Genomic DNA, 20,674 nt, shown 5'->3' with positions numbered 1-20,674 from the left:
CTAAAGAAGAATCATTATTTGATACAGAATTTGTTTAAAATCAGCTTACTCCACAGGTAGTAGCATAACCTTTTTAAACCTCCACGGAATTTCTGCGGAGGTATTTTTTACAAATTGAGTCAAGAATGCTTGTGACTTCAGTCATGAGATGAATTGGCTCAGGGGCTGCTGTTTTTTCAAAAAAAGTATTTTTCTTCATATTGATCTTAATCAATATGATCAGGAAGGAGGAATCCTTTATGCATATGCTCAGACTAAGGCTGCTGGTGGACTACCGCACAGAACCGATCGTGGAAAAACGTTTCCGGATCCTTGCGCATATCAGCAACCAGCTCCGCAAGCATGTCAAGAAGCAGCTGTCCAGGCTGGATAAGGACAGGGTGTATCAGGCATTGAAAAAAGAATACGGACGTCTGAAAAAACTGGATCCCGACAATCATAAGGAGGTGGCTGCGGACCTGGCGCGCGTCTCCGGTCTTATGGATGAGACTATCAATGAGCTGGGACTGACCAAAAGCGGGCTGGAAAAATATGCCAGTGTCATGCAGAGACGGTATAAGAAAAATATCTCCTCCCACCAGGTGCAGGCAGAGGTCGCCCATATCCTCAAAGGCCTTGAGAAAGTACTGTACGGGGACGGCAAAGATATCCATTATAAGAAAGAGCGTGACTTCACTACGATCCCGGGAAAGAGCTGTTCCAATGGCGTGATCCTCCATTTTGACCAGGACGATGAAAAACATGAGGTAAACTGCTATATCACCTGGAACGGCATCACCATCCCGGTAAGATACGATCTTTCAAAGGCCGACCTGCCGGGCGGCAGGAACTATGTCAACGAATCCCTGTCCTCCGGCAAGATCTGCTACTGCGAGATCAAAAGGATCTGGTTCCGTTCCGGATATAAGTATTATGTGGACATTTATATGAAAGGGGAGGCTCCGAAGAAGGTGGAGCCCGGAAAGTTCGTCATGGGCATTGACGAGGGGACTTCCACGGTCGCTGCTGTATCCGGGGATGCCGTGTTCCTGGAAGAGCTGGCTCCCCAGTGTGTGGATTACAATAAGGAGATTTCAAAGCTCCAGAGACAGATCGATGTTTCCACCAGAAAGACGAACCCGGACAAGTTCAAGGAAGACGGCACCTGCAGGAAAAGATCCGAGTGGAAGGAAAAACACTGGACATTTTCCAAAAACTGTCTCAGGAAAAAGGCGAAGCTGCGGGAACTGTACCGCAGAAAATCGGCATATGCCAAATGCCGGCATGAAAACCTGCTGAACCGGATGATACAGTCCGCATCCTCTTTCGTGAACGAACCCATGGAATTCTCCACACTGGCAAAGAGGTCAAAGAAGACGGAACGGCAGGACAAACTGTCAGAAGTAAAAAAGAAGGACGGTTCCGTAAAGATAGTCCGTAAGTATAAACGTAAGAAGCGGTTTGGGAAGTCTGTGAACGACCGCAGTCCGGGCCTGTTCCAGACCAGGCTGAAACAGAAATGTGTCCAGTATGGACTTGCCTATATGGAAACTGATAAATGGAAGTACCGTGCAAGCCAGTATGACCATGGCCTGGATGCGTATATCAAAGTAGAGCTTTCCAGACGGTTTAAGACCGTAGCAGGGCAGGTCGTACAGAGGGACCTCTACAGTGCGTTCCTCCAGTCCTGCATGGGCACCCCGGAAAAACCGGACAGGGAAAAATGCCTGCAGCTGTTCGGACAGTTTGTAAAGATGCAGACGGAACTGATCATGAAGATGAAGGCCTCCGGACAGTCACGTCCGGCATGCTTTGGATTCTGATAAACGGCAGATCCTGCCGGAATATCCCGTAAACCACCGTTTCCCAGAAAACACGTTGATCCGGCCACAGGGGGCAGAAACCACTCCTTCGGTTGCAAGTACAGGACACAGGCCTCTGGTCTGTGACCCCTCGAAAGCTTAGTCCGTAAACTGGAAGAGAGTCATGCAAAACTAAGGGACAGACCATGCCTGGAAGATCGGCCGTCTGCCGCCCGGGGGCTATACCTGCAGGGGTCCGCCTGCTGTAGTGAAGCTCGGGTCCTCTTCAAGTGCTTCCCTTTCGGGGAGTGCGGGAATCCCGCGACTTTAGTCGTGTGGAGGTTTCAAAACAAAGATCCTGCGATACACCGTATCTTATAGCGTTTTCTTATATTTTCCCCGCATATTGCCGGTTTCCGATTCTTAACATCTGCTTATGCGCTGCCGGAGTATTTCCAAGATATATATATATCAATGGATTTTCCGCTGATATCACCCCAGTATCCTCCGCGGAATAGACGGCATCCCTGAACTTCATTTCCTAACGGGGCAGCAGGTAGATTTACTGCAACGGCATTGCCACGGAGAGCTGACTGCCGGCAATGATTTTGCGGAGCACGTAAAACAAAAGCTATATTCCTGTTTTGAAAAATCAGATAATAGTTGCGATTAATCAGATTTTGCTATATAATTGATTACAGTCAAAAGTGCAAACAATATTGTGATTGGAGAATGAAAATGCCAAAAGGATTACAGCATAAAGGAATTGTCAGAAGAAACAAAATGCTATATGCAGCAGTACAGCTTTTTTTAAAGAATGGATATGAAAAAACCACAACAGCTTCGATTGCAAGAGCAGCAGGAATGGCACCATCATCCTTTTTTGCAGCGTTTGAGAATAAGGAGGCGTTATTACTGACGTTGGTAAAGACCATGTTTAGTAGCCAGTTTGAAAATACAGGAGTTATATTGGGGGAGAATGCCGACCCATTACTTATTTACGGGGTCGAAACATCCCTGCAGATGTATATAGCAGAAATGTCAGAGCCACTGCGTGAATTATACGTGGTAGGATATACGCTTCCCACTACATCGGAATACATTTATCTTAGTACGGCAAAGAAACTGCAGTTTATTTTTGCAGAATACATGGGAACCGCGGAGCTGAAAGATTATTATGAAATGGACATTGCCTCGGCAGGAATTACCAGGGGATTTATGGCCAAAAAGTGTGATATGTATTTTACCATGGAAGATAAATTAAGAAGATTTCTCAAATGCTGTTTCACTTTGTACAAGGTGCCTGAAGAAAAACAGGAGGAAGTTATAGAACAGGTTTTAAAGTTAGATTTAAAATCTATGGCCGAAAAAATTATTGCTGATACAGTTAAAAAAGCAGAAGAAGGATTTGAGTCAGTACTAAATGATATATAAGTAACATTTGTCTTCGGCTTAAGAAGAAGCAGCTGTCTCACAGGAAATCAGAAAAACAGGAGAAACAATTAAAAAGCTTGAATACGGAGGGAGAAAGATGAAAAAAATCAAATTCGCAAAAAAGAGCAGAAAACTATTTTCCGCGATCCTGGCAGGAGCAATGCTTACCACGTCTGTGATACCGGAATCTTTTGTCTGGGCGTCAGAGGAAGTGCAGGAATTTAGAGACAGTGAGAGCCTGGGCTTTGGATTCACATCAGATCCTATGCCCGGGGCTGGTGGAGATGGGGAAAATCAGGCGCTTTCTGATTTTCAGGATATGCCAGATGTTCAAAATGGAAATGATACAGTGGATATGGAAAGTGGATTTACAGACGAGAGTGATTCTTTTGGCAGCAATGGCAGAGATTCTTCTGTAGGATCTGACTTCCAGAGCCTGGCATCTGTAGAAGAACTGCAGGAGCGGATCAACGCTATTCCAACTGTGGAAGAATTTCAGAACCTGGCAGATGGTACTACGGTGGAAGGAAGCACCTTGAATCAGGCACAGACAGATGTGTACGCAGAAGCCCAGGATATTGCGGAAAAACTGGAGCTGCTTTCGGAAGAAGAGCAGGGGCTGGTGGATGTAAGCAGGCTAGAAGCGCTGTTTGGATATTTTAATGGGATGACGGAAGAATTGGAAACTACAACTAATGTGATTGATCCGGTGACATCTGGAAGTGTAAGCATTACTTCTGGAGGAACATATACATTAAACGGTGGTGCCTACACTACGCCTGATAGTGCAATTATTATAGATACAGAAGAATCAGTTACCTTGAATATTGCCGGTAATATTACGGCATCAACACAAACTCCTCCAAATACTAGAGAAGTTACACCTTTTATCAAGATTGAAAAGAATTGTAAGAAATTAGAAATAATTAATAACGGAAATTTCGAGGTGAAACTTAACAATGGTAGTGTCAGTCTTTTAAAGGATAGTAGCAATGACGGAGTGGATCAAATTAATTTTACAGGAGGCACTTACAAGGCTTCAACAGATAAGGTGTCTATGATTTATTTCCAGGGAACTATAGAATTTCAAAATGCTGTTTTTAAAGCAACTGGGTCAACACGAGATAGTGGACACATTGCATATAGCACTGGAACTAGCACTGGAACTGTGAAAATTCATAAAGGAACACATATAGATGCCGGAAATTCCAGAATATCCAATCACCAAGATGCTTGTATTGGTGCAAAAATTGTACAAATGGATGGAGGTACTATAACCGGAAACGTCAAAAATGGTCATATTAGCGGAATAAAAGCAAATAATGTGCAGTTTACTGGGGGAGTAATAGAAAATTGTGAAGCGGCAATTCTATATATGGATTCGAAACAGATAGAAGGAATAAAGATTGGTGGGAACGCAACTTTTAAAAATAATGATTCTGATATTAATCTTTTAAAAGGACAGGTATTTACGATACAGGATGACTTTAAGGGAAATGCAACTGTATTTTTTTGGACAGACTGGGATTACACTTGGTAAGATTACGACTTCTGGGATATCAAAATCTATGCTTGGCAGGATTACTTCGAAGAATGGTGGTTATTCTGTAAACTACGCTGAGGATGATAATGGTGGATACTTGTTTTTATCGAAACATACGCATACTTGGAGCTATTCATCATATGATAATAAGATTATCGCAAAATGTACTGACGCTAACTGTAAGAACGAATTGGAGCTTTCACTCACAGCGGCGAATTCTGATTATTCAGGTGAAGCATATGCTGGGGCAGAAGTAGAAAATAATATAAGTTATGTTACAGGTAAAAAGGCAGATATCGTATATTATCTGGAAGATGGAAACACCACGACAAACGCTGAAAACAGTGGTGCTGCAAGTGATGGAGCTGCTCCGGTATATGTAGGAAATTATGTTATAAAAGTTTCGGTTGAAGATCAGACGTTAAGTAGTGCTTTTAAAATAGAAAAGGCACCGGTTACTCTAAATAATTTCAGCCTTGAAGGTTGGGAATATGGACAGGCTGAACATACACCGCAGGTAACGGTTAAGTCAGATGAAAAAGACATTACACAGTTATACAATAAATCTCAGATTACCTACAAATATTACACGGATAAAACATGTACAAAAGAAACAACCAAAGCAAATGGTGCAGGCACAGACGGAGCAGTACCAAAGAATGCAGGTACTTATTATGTAAAGGCAGCTGTGCCAGAAATGGATAATTATAAAGCGAACAGTGCAGTAGTGGGCTTTACAATCACAAAGAAATCCATAAAGGCAACCGTAAGCGCAGCGGATAAAACTTACGATGGAATCGATTCTGCCACTGTAAATGCAACAGTGGATCAGAGTGAACTGGTATCCGGTGATAGCATTACCATTACAAACCTTACAGGTACTTTTGAAGACTGGAATGCTGGATCTAATAAAAAAGTAACAGTACACAGTTCAGCAGATTCGATTTCAGGAACTGGTGCTGAGAATTACGATGTACAAATTGCACAAGAGACAACAGCCTCTATAAGTAAGCTGGTTGCAAAGCTTACATGGAGTAAAACAGACCTTACATACACCGGCACCGCACAGAGCGTGACGGCGACAGTTACAAATAAAGTCTCCGGCGATACTTTTAACATTACTTATGATGGAAATACACAGACAGAGGCAGGAGATAACTATACGGCAACGGTAACAGATCTTGGAAATGATAACTACACACTTGAGGGTGCAACCGATATTTTCCAAAAATGGAGCATCAGATATCTGCAGACTTCAACGGCTGCACAGGTTTCCGGAACGAAAGGTAAGAATGACTGGTACGTAAGTGCAGTGAAGCTTGTACCGGACAGTGGATACCAGATATCGACAGACAAAACAAACTGGAAGGATTCGATTGGGGATTACACGGATCAGGGAGAACATTCTGTAACCTATTATCTGAAAGATGCAAAGGGGCACATTACAGACAAAAAAACAGCAACCTTCAAAATTGATACCGAAGTACCAACAGGAAAAATTGAAATTGGAACAAATACATTTAGCGGTTCTCCGAATCCTGTTGCTTACGATTACTGGTTCAGGAATAATGCCACTGTTGATATCACAGGAGCAGATTCTACCAGTGGAATTGCCTCAATAGAATACCAAAAGGTGAAGGCAGATGAATCCTATGATGTAAATGGCACATGGATTACATGGGATGCGGCTAATAAACTTTCCCTGACAGAAAGCGGCAAGTATGTGATCTATGCGCGTATTACTGACAATGCAGGAAATCAGACCATCATCAATTCAGATGGAGTGGTTGTATTTAAAGATTCTGTAGTTGTGGATTCTTCCATCGACTACACAAAAACAACCAAAACTTCCGTGGACGCGAAGGTAACATTAAATGGAAACACCGTAGCGTCTGTAAAAAATGGGGAGAACATTTTAACAGCAGGAACGGATTATACAGTTTCCGCAGATAAAATCACGTTCAGCGGAGAATATCTTGATACTTTGGCGGTTGGAACTTATACACTGACTGCTGCATATCATCCGCAGGGAGAAATACAGTATACAGGCGGTGACAAACCTGCTGAAAGCCAGATCGCGTTAAAGGTAAAACAGAAGACAGTAAATGTAACATACCAGACAGCAAATGTAAAAATCACAAGTGTTTTGGATAAAGAGTATGACGGACAGCCTGCAGATCTGGTGTATACAACAAACAGCACTGCCAGTGTCAAAGTTGAGTACAACGTAAATGGAATCTGGCAGACAAAAGCACCAACATATGCCGGTACTTATGAAGTGAAGGTCAGTGTACCTGGAAACAGTTATTTTACCGCTGCTTCAACAACAAAGACCTATACCATTAAGCCAAGAGGAGTGGAGATCTCCGGAATTACCGCAAATAAGAAGGTATATGATGGAACTAAGGATGCAGAATTGGATTACAGCAAAGTTGTGTTTGCAAGGTTGATTGAAGGAGATGCCCTTACGGTAAGTGCAGAAGGTACATTTGCTGACAGTAATGCAGCAAAAGGGAAAACAGTTACGATCACAAACCTGGTACTGGGAGGCAAATCGGCAAGTAACTACGTCCTGACCGCTGACGGACAGCAGGCAGGTACCATAGCGGATATCAATCCCAAAAGAATAACGGTAACAGCGGATAATCTGAAGAAGATCGTTGGCGGGGCAGACCCTGTCCTTACTTACACAGCCAGTGGTCTGGTAGGAGAGGATACCCTGTCCGGAATTGTCGTGAAACGAAAAGCGGGGGAGAAGGTGGGAACATATGCGATCAAAGTTTCCCAGAAAAAAGGCTCAAACCCAAATTACAGGATCACATTTAAGAAGGGTATCTTCACGATCCAGCAGGCCGACCAGTCTAAACTGAAAGGAAAGGATATTTATCGCCTGAAACTTCCGGTATTCTTTGCAAAAGGAAAAGCCAATAAGAACAGCATTACCCTTTCCTGGAAGAAATATGCCGGTGCAACAGGATACGATGTTTACTGGAGTTATTGTGACGGCAGAATAAACTATAAAAAGGTTGGAACTGTCAAAAGCGGAAAACTTTCCATGTCCCATAAGAAGCTGAAGAAAGACCATGAATATAAGTACTTTATTGCAGCTTATAAGATGGTGGAAGGAAGAAAAATCTATATTGCCAGATCCAATGACGTGCATGTTGCCCTGAAACAGGCTTCCACAACAAACGCAGCTTCCATCAAAGTAAACCGGACGGAGATTACCTTATCAGTTGGAAAAACTTTCCAGTTAAAATGCAGTCTCAAAGCCGAAGACAACAGGAAAGATCTGGTTTCCCATACCAGTCCCTTCCGTTATTACACCACTAACAGCAAAGTGGCAACGGTAAACAAAGACGGCGTGATCAAGGCAAAAGGCAAAGGAGTCTGCACTATATACATATTGGCCAACAACGGAGTGTACAAAAAAGTGACGGTAACAGTAAAATGAGAAGAATGTCAGAAAGCAGATTCGCAGAATATTAAGTTCCTCAAAAACACTTCCTCAAACAGAAATAATATTTAACCAAAAACCTCTCTTGTAAAGCAGGAGAGGTTTTTTCGTATCAGAATTAAATTTTTCTTTTCCATTGTAGAATCAGCACATCAAAAGTCTGTCACCTTCTGACCGTTTTTCTCTTTATTTTGTCTCCGCGGAAACCAATCCTTAATTTTTCTGCAAGCCAAATGATTAACATAATATTTTTACGGTAACCTTAATAAGATTTCTTATCCTACAATATTGTCTGTGGCTTCTGCTATGCCGCGGAATTTTATCAGTTTTTAGTCAATTTTTAAACAATGACAGAGGATAATGCTGTTTTGTCTTACAAAAAAGTGAATTCGAATTCACTTTTTTCAGGTGATCCAGCAGGGTACCTGTAAAACAGATTTGTCATATTGTGTTTGAATATCCTGGGATCTGAAGACGTGGAAATGATATTAAAAAGAGCAGAGACTTTGTAGCACAAAAACCCCACCGCTTAGCAGGCAGTGGGGTTTTCTTAAGACAGCTTATACTCTTTGGGGATGGTTTTTCCGTTTCCTTTCATGTATGGTTTAATATAGACTGTCTTTCCAGTCTTATAGTGTCTGCAATGTCCGCGGACGCACCAGGTTTCCGTCAGTCTCTGGCGGGTTTTGCTGCGGAGTCTCCTCGTCAGTTTTTCATTTGAGGAAAGGACCCGGATGCCGTTAAGCGAAATGACACGTGGGGATTTCCTGGCCGGTTGCTTATCCGCGGAAATCTTTTTCCTGCTTTTCCCTACGTCTGCTTTATTTTCCATTTCCTTATGACGGAAGATATTTTTACCTCTGAAGTGGAACGGTTTGTTGCCGGAAGAAAGGTATCCCTGATCTGGGCATCACCGGACTGCACCCATTTCAGCAAAGCGAAAGGAAAGACTCCAAGGAAACAGGGGATACGGATGCTCCCGTATGCGGTATATTTCCATGCAGCACAGATCCATCCGGAAGTGATCTGTATGGAGAACGTGGCAGAGATCCAGGGCTGGTGTCCGATCGAGGACAGGGAAGATGTTTCCGGTTTTGGACAGCCGGGAACTTTGCGCCGCAGACTACGGTGCCCCGACCACAAGAAAGCGCTGGTATGCAGTGATCCGAAACGATCACCGTGCGATACGATGGCCAAAACCCACCAACAGCAAAATGGACAGTTTTCTTTTGCATAAGGCAGCTTCGGCTGTCTTTTTTTCGTATTTTCCGTATCAGAATTTAATTACGCTGCATATATATTTTGTATGATCCATACTTTTGGACTTTTCGTATAACTGTTCATAGTTTATAATAATTCTTAGATAAATACAAAAGCGAAAGCATTAGATCGTCGCATTGTCGCGTTTAATGATGAAGTGGGCATATTCTATTTTATTCACTTGAAAATATGGTGGAATGGGATTGTTTTGCCTAAAACTGCGGCATTTTTGATTAAAACAATATCCAAAAGCATCGAAACAAGCGTTTTCGGTGGCTGATGGATGACTTTATTCAATGACCTCGCATTATTCCTATTGTATGTTAAGCTTTGTGGTACTATACTGAATGTATAAAAAATGAAGGAGGAGCTTCTCATGAAGAAAAACTTTAAGAAATTATTGGCATTAACTCTCGTATTTATCATGGTGCTCATACCGGTGCAGGTATCTGCCAAAACTCTTATCCCGGAAAGAGTAATTTATCTTCCTGTCCATACCGGAGTAGTGGAAAATATAGGATTTTATCCACCGGATAAAAAGCCCAAGATCACCCTGTCAAACAAAAAAATTGGAACAATAAAAAAAAGTGTTAATGATATAGGGTTTATCAGTTTCGATTTTGTTCCCAAAAAAGCTGGAAAAACGCTTGTTACTATGAAAATAACCGAAGGAACATCTAAGTTCTATTTTAAAGTTGTGAATTACAAAAACCCGGTTTCTTCCATAAAACTTGGAAAAACAACCATTAAAGGAAATAAATTCAATAAAACAGACAAACTTTCTCTCAGTTACAGCAAATATGCTAAGCAGAGTAATTCGCTTAAAATCGTACCAAAAAAAGGCTGGCGCGTAAGAGGCTTCTATTCTTTGGATAAAAAAGGAGAAACAACTTATTATTCCGGAAATAAGTTCAAACCGATCGGAGGAAAGGGAAATTGCACCCTTCGTATTGTCTTCGCATCAGTAAATGTTAACGCACAAACCTATATTGATATTGATTTTAAATAATCATTGGCAAGACATAACTTTGATTGAAAAACATAGTTAAAAAAGGAGATCCATCCCTTCGGCATGAGTCTCCTTTTTTCATGACATTATTTAAACCAGAGCAAAACCCGTTCCTGTTGTCCTGTCTTTTCATTAACTACGTCAGCACAGATCTTAAAATCCGTGCCGTTGATCGGAATGGTAGATCCATTGTTTACATCTTCAGATTTGAACCAGCTTTTTTCCATATAGGAAAGGCCCTGTTTCTTCATATACCACCCCTTTTTTAATTTAAAAGTTACTTTTACCTTCTTTTTTGCAAATTTGGAATATGGGATTACTCGATATGCTTCTTTATCAAAACGTTTTCCGGAAATAGATGTATTTCCGATCTTCACTGAAACAACAGGATTTGTATATTTTCTTACAGTAAGAGTACATTTGCGGATTTTGTTCCCACCTTTTGCTGTAATAACAGTTTTTCCTGTCTTTTTGGGGGTTACATTTATAGAGGAATAATCAAACGATGCTTCTGCGACAGATGGATTGCTGCTTCTTATGGAAGTTACATTTTCAGCTGTTTTTGTAAAAAACCCGATCCACGGATTTGTAAAAAAATAATTTACTGAAGGATTTTTCACTGTCCTTCCAGTATACAATGTCACGGTTTTTCTACCTCCAAAATACTCTGGCACTCCAGCTTGCACCGGAACCGCTGATAAAACCAAAATAACAATCAGTGAAAATGTTAAAATCTGTTTCCATATTTTTTTCATTTTTCTCTTTCCTTTCTGTATATGTATTTGCAAATACTAGATAACTTAGTATTATACTCGCAGTCACAAGAAATTCAAAGTTTTATGCAAACAACTCGTTGTTCTTTTTCTGACAAAATACACATATCTGTGTCTTACCATACAAACATGTGGTATAATAAAGACAGCAAAATACAGAAAGGAAAAAGCCATGGGAAATGAAGCAGGGGAATGGATCATTCATGGAGTAACATGGGATGATCCAAAATGCATCCACGATGTGGATGAAGCAGTCGAATATATCAACCGGGTTGGTTTTCTTCCTCTTTTTAAGAACGAAATTCCGGGGTTTTCTCTGGAGGAACGGACAGTGGCAGAATATTGGTGGTCTGATGATCCGGTGAGGGATCCGTGGAGATGGAGGATTGCTATTGCAAAAAAGCATGATGTTCTTTACGGGAAATTTTTTGCCAAAAAAGCCGGGTTTATTTCCAAAAAATGGCTGCCGGTATTTGCCAACTACCGCAGGGACGGCTATGATTTTGATGCTCTGTTTGAGGATGAAAAAGCACCGATCAAACATAAGAATATTATGGATCATTTTATGGAAAATGATGCAGAAATCTACTCCTACGAATTGAAAAAATTGGCTGGATTTGGAAAAGATGGCGAAAAGGGATTTGACGGAGCCATTACCAGCCTTATGATGCAGACATATCTGTGTAACTGCGACTTTCGGAAAAGGATCAATCAAAAAGGCGTGGAGTACGGCTGGGATGTGGCTGTGTATTCTTCTCCGGAACACATTTATGGATATGACCATGTTACTTCCTGTTATAAGGAAGATCCGCGGACATCCTGGGGGAAAATTGTTGATCATATGAAGCAGCTTTATCCAGAAGCCGCGGATATGCAGATAAAAAAAATTCTAAAATAGGAGAGAATATGTGCAGCAGATATTATATAGATCCCGATATGATGGAGGAGATTTCCAGAGTGGTACAGAACATAGATGGGAGGATCCGGCTGACACAAGGAGATATCCGTCCGACCGATGTCGCACCGGTCATTGGACAGTCAGAACATGGACTGGAACTGGGTATATGCAGATGAGGATATCCCCTGTCAAAAGGCAAAAATCCGGTCATCAATGCAAGGGTGGAAACCGTCATGGATAAACCTTCCTTTCAGAACGGAATCTTATATCACCGGCTGTTGATTCCGGCAGGCGGGTTCTACGAATGGAATTCCCTGAAAGAAAAGAGTACCTTTACCAGACCGGATTCCTCTGTGCTGTATATGGCAGGATTCTGTGACTGGTTTGAGAATGAACGAAGATTTGTGATCCTGACTACCACAGCGAATGATTCCATGAAAAAAATCCATGATCGCATGCCTTTGATCTTGGAAAGGGAACAAATTGCAGATTGGTTTGATAATAACAAAATGCCTGTACTTCTGCACCAGGCACCGACTCTGCTTAATCGACAGACGGAATATGAACAGCAGAGTCTGTTTTCATAGAAAGTGGTGAGTTTTAATGACAAAGGATGAATGGTACAAGCAACTGTTCGAGAGACTTGGAAACTCCAGATTTTGGAGCAGATTTCATCTTAAGCAGAATGATATTGATTATATTCATGAAAAAGGACTGGATACGATCCGGAAACACGCAGAGGATTTCATTACAAAACGGGAGGCTCCTGCATATATCCCAAATGATGGAAAACAGACACCCATGCGCGGTCACCCGGTATTCATCGCACAGCATGCTATATTGTATATTACAAAGAAGCTGGAAACAGTAAATGGATTAAGTTAAAAACGCTTGGTAGTACCAAGTCCAGCTACACCCATACATCTTCTAAGAAGCATCCAATTATCGTTGGACAGAAATATCAATATACTGTCAAAGCGTACAATAGGGATACGAAGAAGTATGGAAGCTACAATACAAAAGGGCTGACTGTAACAGCATCATTAAAGATGGTAACCGGTATTGAAGCCAAAATCGAGGGAACAACAGTTAAACTTACATGGAACAAAGTAAGCGGTGCGGACAAATATGCCATTTCTTCAAAAATCAAGGCAGGCGACAAATGGAGCAAGATTGTCACAGTCAAAGACACCTCATCTTTCGTTGACGTAAATCCATGTGTAGACTGCACAAACTATTATTCTGTAAGGGGTTATTCCAGCAGCACTAAGACATATGGAGTTATGAATAAAACAGGAGTAAGCATTTATGTGAAAGACAGCGACGAAGTTAGACCAACAATAACGCCAGGGCCAACAGATACTCCTGACCCAGATGATGAAGTTGACCATGCTACACCAGAACAGAAAGCACAGGAAGTATCAAGCTTGTAAATACAGAAAGAATGAAAGCTGGTTTACAGCCGTACAAGTATGATTTAAGACTTGAAAAGGCCGCGATGGTAAGGGCTAAAGAGATTGCGGTTAAGTTTTCGCATATAAGGCCGGATGGAAGAAATTCTAGCACTGCTGTTTCAGAAGCTGGCGTCGGATGTCCATCAGGGGAAAATATTGGTATGGGTACATCAAGCGCACCAGAAATATTTCCTACTCCAAACCGTAATGGATATAAATTTGATGGATGGGCTACTGAATATGGAGAAAAATACCACTATATGACAGCAGCTAGAAATGAAAAATTTACCGCAACTTGGATTTCTGATAACTAAAAGAGATAAGACAAATAAACAGAATCATCTGCTCATTTCGTATGACGACAAACCAGAACCTGCAGATGACTCCGAGTGGGGAAAGGAGTATGCTCGTACCCTCCAGCACTTCGAAATCCTTAAGGCAAAACTAAATGTATCCAGAGAGCATGCTATCGATACCTTTGATCGGCTGACAGAAAGCGACACGAAAATTCTGGATAAAATGTACCATCTACATGAGCTCAACCGGATCATGCTGGAACATAATCTGGATACCGTAGTGATCCTGGGACATCTGAACCCGGACGGTGACGCTGCCGGTTCAGTTCGGAAAACTTTACAGTATTATGATAGAAGACTGTGCAAAGCCGGGAGAAGAGGTACAGGAACTTATAAATATCTTTCAGTCTTTTATAAGTGATGCTATCTCGAATTTTAATTCGGATCTGTATTATCAGAACCCTGACTATCTGGAGTGGTCGTATCGTGAAGGGGAGCTTTTGGATTAATGCCTGAAACGCATTAAAATTGGTTCCGCAGTATCATCAATTGAATGTTACTGTGGAACCTTTTTATATTCATCTGCTATTTTAGCCGGGTAAGTCGGATTTTATCTGCGTATCCCTGACAGTTCGTCTTCTATCCACTTATCTGTGTTGAAGTTACTGTCAAAGAACCTGACGATTACGCCGTAAGGTTCTGTATCACTGTTGAATGCGTTGGCTTCATCAGTGTCTACGTGCATTGCCAGGTGATAATTTCTGTGGACTCTGACTACTACATCTGCGTAGATAAGTGCGCGTCCGTAGCTTTTGGTCAGGACGAAGACTTCGTCATTGTCTTTGATATGCAGGGCAAGTGCTTCATCCGGAGTCATGTGGATGTGGCGTTTGGCTACGATGACCCCTTTGGGGATTTCGATATCACCGCATGGACCGGATAAAATACAGCCGGGAGTTCCTTCGATATCACCGGACTGGCGTATTACGCTTGGAATCCCCAGTTTTCTGGTGTCTGTAAGGGACATTTCTACCTGCGTGTCGCTGCGGAAAGGACCGAGAAGTGCCATGTTTTCGAAAGTACCTTTCGGTCCTTTGACAGTTACTCGTTCCCGGCACAGATATTGTCCGGGCTGGCTTAATTCTTTGATAAAATGTGGTTTGCTTCCCTCTCCGAATAATTTTTCAAAATCTTCCTGCGAGATATGCAGATGTCTGGCAGAAGTTTCTATAGGTATTTTGATGCTCATTTATTACAATACTCCCTCAATATGTTACTTGTATATGTCTGTCTGACATCCTGTTGTCTGATGGGATACAGAGCAATTATACTTACTTTTTAGTGTATCTCTTTAATTGGAAATATGCAATGTTTATCTTGTAAGAAGGACAATTTTTATTATAAAATAGTGTTAACTTACTTTTATCGGTTTACAAGGAGAAGTGTTCTGGGCTATAATAAGATACATTAGAATAACAGTTACTGTGAGCGGAGTGAACAGTAACGAATAACAATTCTAAATGTGACAAAACAGAATGAAATAGTAATGTAATATCAGACTTATAGAATAATAACCAAGAAGGATTATTGAATGAGCAAAAAGAGATTTTCCGGGCTGCGTCTGATTCTTATGGTACCTGTGGTGGTGCTTCTGGCCGGTGGACTGATCATCGGCGGAAGAGCTTTGCAGGAACCGGGGGAAGTAAGGACTCTTAAGAGACAGGAGGTAGCGCAGACGGATGAAGGACATCAGGAGTATTATTTCGGCCTTCTTAATGAGAATGAACAGAGAGGCTACCGCGAGATCCTGGAGGGGATCAGAAGCTTTGAGGATAAATTTTATCTGTCTCTCTCAGGAGATAATGAGATAGACAGAGTGTATCATGCAGTGCTGAAGGATCATCCGGAGCTGTTCTGGGTACATAACCGGGAGAAAGTTTATAAGACGACTTATTCGGGCAGAGATTACTGTCAGTTTTCTCCGGGATATACTTATACAGAGGAGCAGAGACAGGAGATCACGCAGGCTATGGAGAATGCGTATCAGGAGGTGTTATCGCAGATTCCGGATGGTGCTGATGATTACACGAAGGTAATGACTGTTTATACTTATGTCATAGACAATACAGAATATGTGATCTCTGATGATGACCAGAGTATAGCAGGAGCTTTCTGGAAGAAACAGGCGGTATGTGCGGGCTATGCGGGAGCAGTGCAGTATCTGCTGGAGCGTCTGGATATCCCCTGTATTTATGTGGAGGGTGATGCTGCAAACAGTACCCAGGGACATGCCTGGAATATTGTAGAGCTGAACGGACAGTATTATTATGTGGATGCCACCAATGGGGATCAGCCGGACTTTCTGGAGGGTGATGCCACGCTGCTGGCAGAGCATAAGACAACGATCTATGATTATCTGTGTCCGTTCCCACAGGAGTACGAGGAGAATTATACGGTCTCTGATGAGTTTCCTGTTCCTGCGTGTACAGCGACTGACATGAATTTCTATGTGAGAAACGGCGCCTGTTTTGATACCTATGACTGGAGCAGTGTATATGACCTGTGCAGACTGCGCATTGACAGTGATGCTGCGGTGGTACGCTTTAAGTTTGGCAGCCAGGGGGCTTATGATGAGGCATATATGGATCTGATCGACAGTAATCATATCCAGGATATCGCAAAATATTATATGGAAGTCCATGGGCTGTCACAGATTTCCTATCATTACGGCGTGATCGACAATATGAAGACCTTATACTTCATGTTCTGACGGGTTTAGTTCAGATGTGTCAGTTGATGATAAGGAACGCTATAAATATATAACTAAAAGGAGTGACTGAAAATTATGGTTAATATGACAGATATATTTGGAAATGCGCTGAGTATTGCCGGGAGTTTTATGGATTCAGATCTGGTGAATCGTTTTATGATGGTAATATTTGCAGTGATCCTTGTGTTTGGAGTGCTGAACTGTATTCTGGGATACAGGCTTCTGCGTTTCTGGATGATGCTGGGAGGTTTTCTGGTAGGCGGCGGTCTTGCGCTGGTGGTTGTACATACAATGGGAATACAGGAGAAATCAACAATGCTGATCGCAGCACTGGCGGCAGGAGTTGTGTTCGCAGTGATTGCATTTCTGATCTATAAGGCAGGTGTGTTTATCCTGGCAGCAGGTATCGGCTGGGCGGCCAGTATTTATTTCCTGCATCCTACCAGCTCCGCAGTATTTTTTGCATGTATTCTGATCGGCGTAGCTCTTGGTTCCATGGCGGTGAAATACTGCAGGGAAGTGCTGATCGTGGCTACAAGTCTGATCGGTGGTATTATGGCAGGAGTTTCCCTTGCACAGCTTGGAAATCTGGCAGATATTCCCTATGGACTGGGAATGAGTGTGGGATTTGCAGTTCTGGGTATGCTGATTCAGTTTGCTATCAACAAACCGGTTTCTGATGAAGAGGATGAAGAAACGGTTGATGAAGAAAGCACTGAGCAGATTTACAGGCGAAATCAGAACCTGAGACAAGACCAGAGTTTTGAGCAGTCTCAGGACAGAGACATGGAGGAATCAATATATGCCAGAGGACAGAAAGGACAGGCGAGAAAAAATGGCAAAAGAAGCTAAGACAAATGCAATGAGAATGCTGGACAGACAGAAGGTTAAATATGAGGCGTTCTCCTATGAATGTGATGAATTTATTGACGGGGTCCACAGTGCGGATAAGATTGGAGCACCCTATGACCAGTCTTTTAAGACTCTGGTAATGGAAGGAAAGAGCGGCGGCTATTTCGTTTTTGTAGTTCCGATTGAAAAGGAAGTTGACCGTAAGGCGGCTGCAAAGGCTGTCGGTGAGAAGACAGTGGACATGATCCATGTGAAGGATATCACAAAGATTACCGGATATGTGAGAGGCGGCTGCAGCCCGCTGGGAATGAAGAAACCTTATCCTGTTGTGTTTGATGCATCTGCAGGAGAATTTGAAGAGATTTATGTGAGTGGCGGCCGTATCGGACTGACACTGAAGGTTCCCCTTGCTGATCTGCTTAAGGTGACAGGCGGAAAGCTGGCGGATATTATCATGAAGACAGAATAAAATAACAGGGTACGGCTAAGCCGTACCCTGTATTTTATTCTTTAGTTATCGGAAGCGTCCTCTTCGTTGATCTCGAATACGTGACGTTTCTTAGCCATCTCATCACTTGCCAGATATTCATCGTAAGTAGTGATCTTGTCGATCATGGTTCCGTTTGGAAGGATTTCCATGATACGGTTGGCTGTTGTCTGTACGAACTGATGGTCATGTGAGGTGAAAAGGATAACACCCGGGAATTTGATCAGACCGTTGTTCAGTGCTGTGATGCTCTCCATATCGAGGTGGTTGGTTGGCTCATCCAGGATCAGGATATTTGCACCGGAGATCATCATCTTGGAAAGAAGACAGCGGACTTTCTCACCACCGGAAAGAACGCGTACACGTTTGATGCCGTCTTCACCGGGGAAGAGCATACGTCCGAGGAATCCACGAACATAAGTAGCATCCTTGATCTCGGAATACTGTGTCAGCCAGTCTGTAATAGTAAGGTCATTATCGAACTCTGCAGTGTTGTCCTTAGGGAAATATGCCTGGGAAGTGGTAACACCCCATTTATAATTTCCTTCATCCGGTTCCATTTCACCAACTAAGATCTTGAACAGAGTAGTGATTGCCTGTTCGTTGGCACCGACGAAAGCTACCTTGTCATCATGTCCGAGTGTGAAAGAAATGTTATCCAGAACTTTTACACCGTCGATGGTCTTGGAAAGGTTCTCCACCATAAGGACTTCGTTACCGATCTCGCGGTTTGGACGGAAGTCGATGTATGGGTATTTACGGCTGGACGGACGCATATCGTCAAGCTGGATCTTTTCCAGGGCACGTTTACGGGAAGTTGCCTGTTTGGACTTGGAAGCGTTGGCACTGAATCGGGAAATAAATTCCTGAAGTTCTTTGATCTTCTCTTCTTTTTTCTTGTTGGCTTCCTTCATCTGTTTGATGAGGAGCTGGCTGGACTCAAACCAGAAGTCGTAGTTTCCGGCATAGAGCTGAATCTTGCCATAGTCGATGTCTGCTGTATGAGTACATACTTTATTTAAGAAGTAACGGTCATGGGATACAACGATGACAGTGTTGTCAAAGTTGATCAGGAATTCTTCGAGCCATTCAATAGCGGGCAGGTCAAGGTGGTTGGTAGGCTCATCCAGAAGAAGAATGTCCGGATTACCAAACAGTGCCTGCGCCAGAAGAACTTTGACCTTCTGGCTTCCTGTAAGGTCAGCCATCTGGGAATAGTGGAGATCGGTTTCAATTCCAAGACCATTCAGAAGAGTAGCAGCATCAGATTCTGCTTCCCATCCGTTCATCTCTGCAAATTCACCTTCCAGTTCACTGGCACGGATACCGTCTTCATCAGTGAAGTCCGCTTTTGCATAGATAGCATCTTTTTCTTTCATGATCTCATACAGTCTCTTGTTACCCATGATAACAGTATCCAGAACTGTATATGCATCATATTTGAAGTGATCCTGCTGCAGGAAAGAAAGACGCTGGCCCGGAGTGATAACAACGTCACCGTTGGTAGGCTCTAACTGTCCGGAAAGGATTTTAAGGAATGTGGACTTACCGGCACCGTTTGCACCGATGAGACCGTAGCAGTTGCCCTCAGTAAATTTGATATTTACATCTTCGAAGAGGGCCTTTTTACCTACGCGCAATGTAATATTGTTTGCTGAAATCATATCATACCTCTTTTTCGTGAAATTATTGTTTTGCAGTAACTGTCCGGCAGATTGTTTATGGAAAACGTATCTTTCGCAGGAAACAGTTACATTATTTCCTATTATATAAGTTACAACCGTTTATCATTGTACCGTAAATTGGGAAATTTGCAACTGTTTTTTGCTTTTTTGGGTTCTTTTATTTACAAAAAAAAGAAGCACTGTTATAATATAGAATAATATAGCCTCTTGACGGACAGAAATATGAGGCATTGATATGACAGAAATAACGATTACTGTTTCCATTGTTTTATGCAAAACAGCGATGTGGACAGTAAAGGATAATTAATTTTAGAGAGGTTGCAAAGACTATGTTTATTACAAGAGAGTGCGATTATGCAGTTCGAGTGGTACGTGCGCTTTGGGGAGAGAGCAGACTGAGCGTATCCGATATCTGTGAGAAAGAAGCAATCACAGCTCCTTTTGCCTATAAGATCCTGAAGAAACTTCAGAAGGCAGAGATCGTGAAGGGATACAGAGGCGTACATGGTGGTTATTCTCTGAACAGGGGACTGGATGAGCTGACTTTATATGAGGTTTATTCGGCGATTGATCCGGATATGTTTATCATCGAATGTCTGGATCCGAAATATAACTGTGTCAGAGACGGACAGGATGGATTGCCATGTCTGGTACATAGAGAATTGTTATCTGTACAGGATGAACTGATAAGTCTCCTTAAGAGAAAAACAATACAGCAGATCATGGAGGAGGCGTAGAGCCTCCTTTTTTTACTTTTATCTGCCTGATTTGTCCGAAATTTGGCATATCTGCATAATGTTAGTTATATGCAACTCGAAAAATGCACATATTTGCTACTGAAATAACAGAAAATCTCTGCTTTGTACCTCAGAAGATACAAAATATGTCAAAACAAATTGGACACAGGCAGAAGATTATGTTATAATCTACAATGAAATTTGAGGTATATTTTACTTATGCCTTGAAATAAATAAT

The 20,674-nt window shown here is 42.2% G+C and carries 18 protein-coding genes and 2 pseudogenes; 17 read left to right on the top strand and 3 right to left on the bottom strand.

What is annotated here, in order from left to right:
* The first annotated feature begins 239 nt into the window (after positions 1-239).
* From ACESZG_RS14050 to ACESZG_RS14025, 6 genes are all read left to right on the top strand, one after another.
* Complete coding sequence (locus tag ACESZG_RS14050) at positions 240-1,802, top strand: hypothetical protein (RefSeq protein ID WP_368210878.1); 1,563 nt, start codon at positions 240-242, stop codon at positions 1,800-1,802.
* A 711-nt stretch (positions 1,803-2,513) separates the two neighbouring features.
* Positions 2,514-3,215: a TetR/AcrR family transcriptional regulator gene (locus ACESZG_RS14045; protein ID WP_373218590.1), complete on the top strand. Its 702-nt coding sequence runs from the start codon at positions 2,514-2,516 to the stop codon at positions 3,213-3,215.
* A 97-nt stretch (positions 3,216-3,312) separates the two neighbouring features.
* Positions 3,313-4,755, top strand: coding sequence for a hypothetical protein (locus ACESZG_RS14040; protein WP_373218588.1), 1,443 nt, complete (start codon positions 3,313-3,315; stop codon positions 4,753-4,755).
* Positions 4,712-8,212 (top strand): YDG domain-containing protein, encoded by a 3,501-nt coding sequence (locus ACESZG_RS14035; RefSeq protein WP_373218586.1) that lies wholly within the window; start codon positions 4,712-4,714, stop codon positions 8,210-8,212. The genes ACESZG_RS14040 and ACESZG_RS14035 overlap by 44 nt, the downstream gene beginning before the upstream one ends.
* An 868-nt stretch (positions 8,213-9,080) precedes the next feature.
* Positions 9,081-9,452 carry a hypothetical protein gene (locus tag ACESZG_RS14030; protein ID WP_368210881.1) on the top strand — a complete coding sequence of 124 codons (372 nt, stop codon included), beginning with the start codon at positions 9,081-9,083 and terminating at the stop codon, positions 9,450-9,452.
* A 399-nt stretch (positions 9,453-9,851) separates the two neighbouring features.
* Positions 9,852-10,484, top strand: a complete 633-nt coding sequence (locus ACESZG_RS14025) for a hypothetical protein (RefSeq protein ID WP_368210882.1) — start codon at positions 9,852-9,854, stop codon at positions 10,482-10,484.
* 86 nt (positions 10,485-10,570) lie between these two features.
* On the opposite strand, the gene ACESZG_RS14020 is transcribed toward ACESZG_RS14025, so the two are convergent.
* Entirely contained in the window at positions 10,571-11,128 is a 558-nt protein-coding gene (locus tag ACESZG_RS14020; protein WP_373218584.1) for a hypothetical protein, read from the bottom strand.
* 301 nt (positions 11,129-11,429) lie between these two features.
* On the opposite strand from ACESZG_RS14020, the gene ACESZG_RS14015 reads away from it, so the two are divergent.
* From ACESZG_RS14015 to ACESZG_RS13985, 7 genes and pseudogenes are all read left to right on the top strand, one after another.
* On the top strand, positions 11,430-12,155 hold the full coding sequence (locus ACESZG_RS14015; RefSeq protein ID WP_373218582.1) for a hypothetical protein: 726 nt from the start codon (positions 11,430-11,432) through the stop codon (positions 12,153-12,155).
* An 8-nt stretch (positions 12,156-12,163) separates the two neighbouring features.
* On the top strand, positions 12,164-12,331 hold the full coding sequence (locus ACESZG_RS14010) for a hypothetical protein (RefSeq protein ID WP_373218580.1): 168 nt from the start codon (positions 12,164-12,166) through the stop codon (positions 12,329-12,331).
* A 9-nt stretch (positions 12,332-12,340) separates the two neighbouring features.
* Positions 12,341-12,742 carry an SOS response-associated peptidase gene (locus ACESZG_RS14005; RefSeq protein WP_373218597.1) on the top strand — a complete coding sequence of 134 codons (402 nt, stop codon included), beginning with the start codon at positions 12,341-12,343 and terminating at the stop codon, positions 12,740-12,742.
* A 16-nt stretch (positions 12,743-12,758) separates the two neighbouring features.
* Positions 12,759-12,992: pseudogene (locus tag ACESZG_RS14000) on the top strand (DUF4186 family protein); the annotation flags it as partial.
* Between the two features lie 212 nt (positions 12,993-13,204).
* Positions 13,205-13,588, top strand: coding sequence for a hypothetical protein (locus ACESZG_RS13995; protein WP_368210891.1), 384 nt, complete (start codon positions 13,205-13,207; stop codon positions 13,586-13,588).
* An 11-nt stretch (positions 13,589-13,599) separates the two neighbouring features.
* The gene (locus tag ACESZG_RS13990) at positions 13,600-13,923 is read left to right on the top strand and encodes a CAP domain-containing protein (RefSeq protein WP_368210892.1); all 324 of its coding nucleotides are present in this window, start codon (positions 13,600-13,602) and stop codon (positions 13,921-13,923) included.
* Between the two features lie 302 nt (positions 13,924-14,225).
* A pseudogene (locus ACESZG_RS13985) lies at positions 14,226-14,414 on the top strand (hypothetical protein); the annotation flags it as partial.
* A 101-nt stretch (positions 14,415-14,515) separates the two neighbouring features.
* Here ACESZG_RS13985 and pduL read toward each other — a convergent pair.
* Positions 14,516-15,154, bottom strand: coding sequence for a phosphate propanoyltransferase (gene pduL / locus ACESZG_RS13980; protein WP_055059495.1), 639 nt, complete (start codon positions 15,152-15,154; stop codon positions 14,516-14,518).
* Positions 15,155-15,496: 342 nt separating this feature from the next.
* On the opposite strand from pduL, the gene ACESZG_RS13975 reads away from it, so the two are divergent.
* The 3 genes from ACESZG_RS13975 (at position 15,497) to ybaK (ending at position 17,996) form a co-directional block, all read left to right on the top strand.
* Positions 15,497-16,675, top strand: coding sequence for a transglutaminase domain-containing protein (locus ACESZG_RS13975; RefSeq protein WP_368210894.1), 1,179 nt, complete (start codon positions 15,497-15,499; stop codon positions 16,673-16,675).
* Between the two features lie 75 nt (positions 16,676-16,750).
* Positions 16,751-17,527, top strand: coding sequence for a DUF4203 domain-containing protein (locus ACESZG_RS13970; RefSeq protein ID WP_118330399.1), 777 nt, complete (start codon positions 16,751-16,753; stop codon positions 17,525-17,527).
* Positions 17,511-17,996: a Cys-tRNA(Pro) deacylase gene (gene ybaK / locus ACESZG_RS13965; protein ID WP_144137191.1), complete on the top strand. Its 486-nt coding sequence runs from the start codon at positions 17,511-17,513 to the stop codon at positions 17,994-17,996. Before ACESZG_RS13970 ends, ybaK begins: the two co-directional genes overlap by 17 nt.
* Positions 17,997-18,037: 41 nt before the next feature.
* Here ybaK and ACESZG_RS13960 read toward each other — a convergent pair whose 3' ends face one another.
* Entirely contained in the window at positions 18,038-19,678 is a 1,641-nt protein-coding gene (locus tag ACESZG_RS13960; protein ID WP_008703297.1) for an ABC-F family ATP-binding cassette domain-containing protein, read from the bottom strand.
* A 350-nt stretch (positions 19,679-20,028) separates the two neighbouring features.
* On the opposite strand from ACESZG_RS13960, the gene ACESZG_RS13955 reads away from it, so the two are divergent.
* On the top strand, positions 20,029-20,436 hold the full coding sequence (locus ACESZG_RS13955) for an Rrf2 family transcriptional regulator (protein WP_008703296.1): 408 nt from the start codon (positions 20,029-20,031) through the stop codon (positions 20,434-20,436).
* Positions 20,437-20,674: the final 238 nt, after the last annotated feature.

Source organism: Blautia sp. Marseille-P2398 (genome assembly GCF_964240315.1).
In the GTDB taxonomy this organism is placed as follows: domain Bacteria; phylum Bacillota; class Clostridia; order Lachnospirales; family Lachnospiraceae; genus Blautia_A; species Blautia_A wexlerae.
Note: the sequence above shows the minus strand (reverse complement) of the source record. Positions and strands in the feature narration are given on the sequence as shown.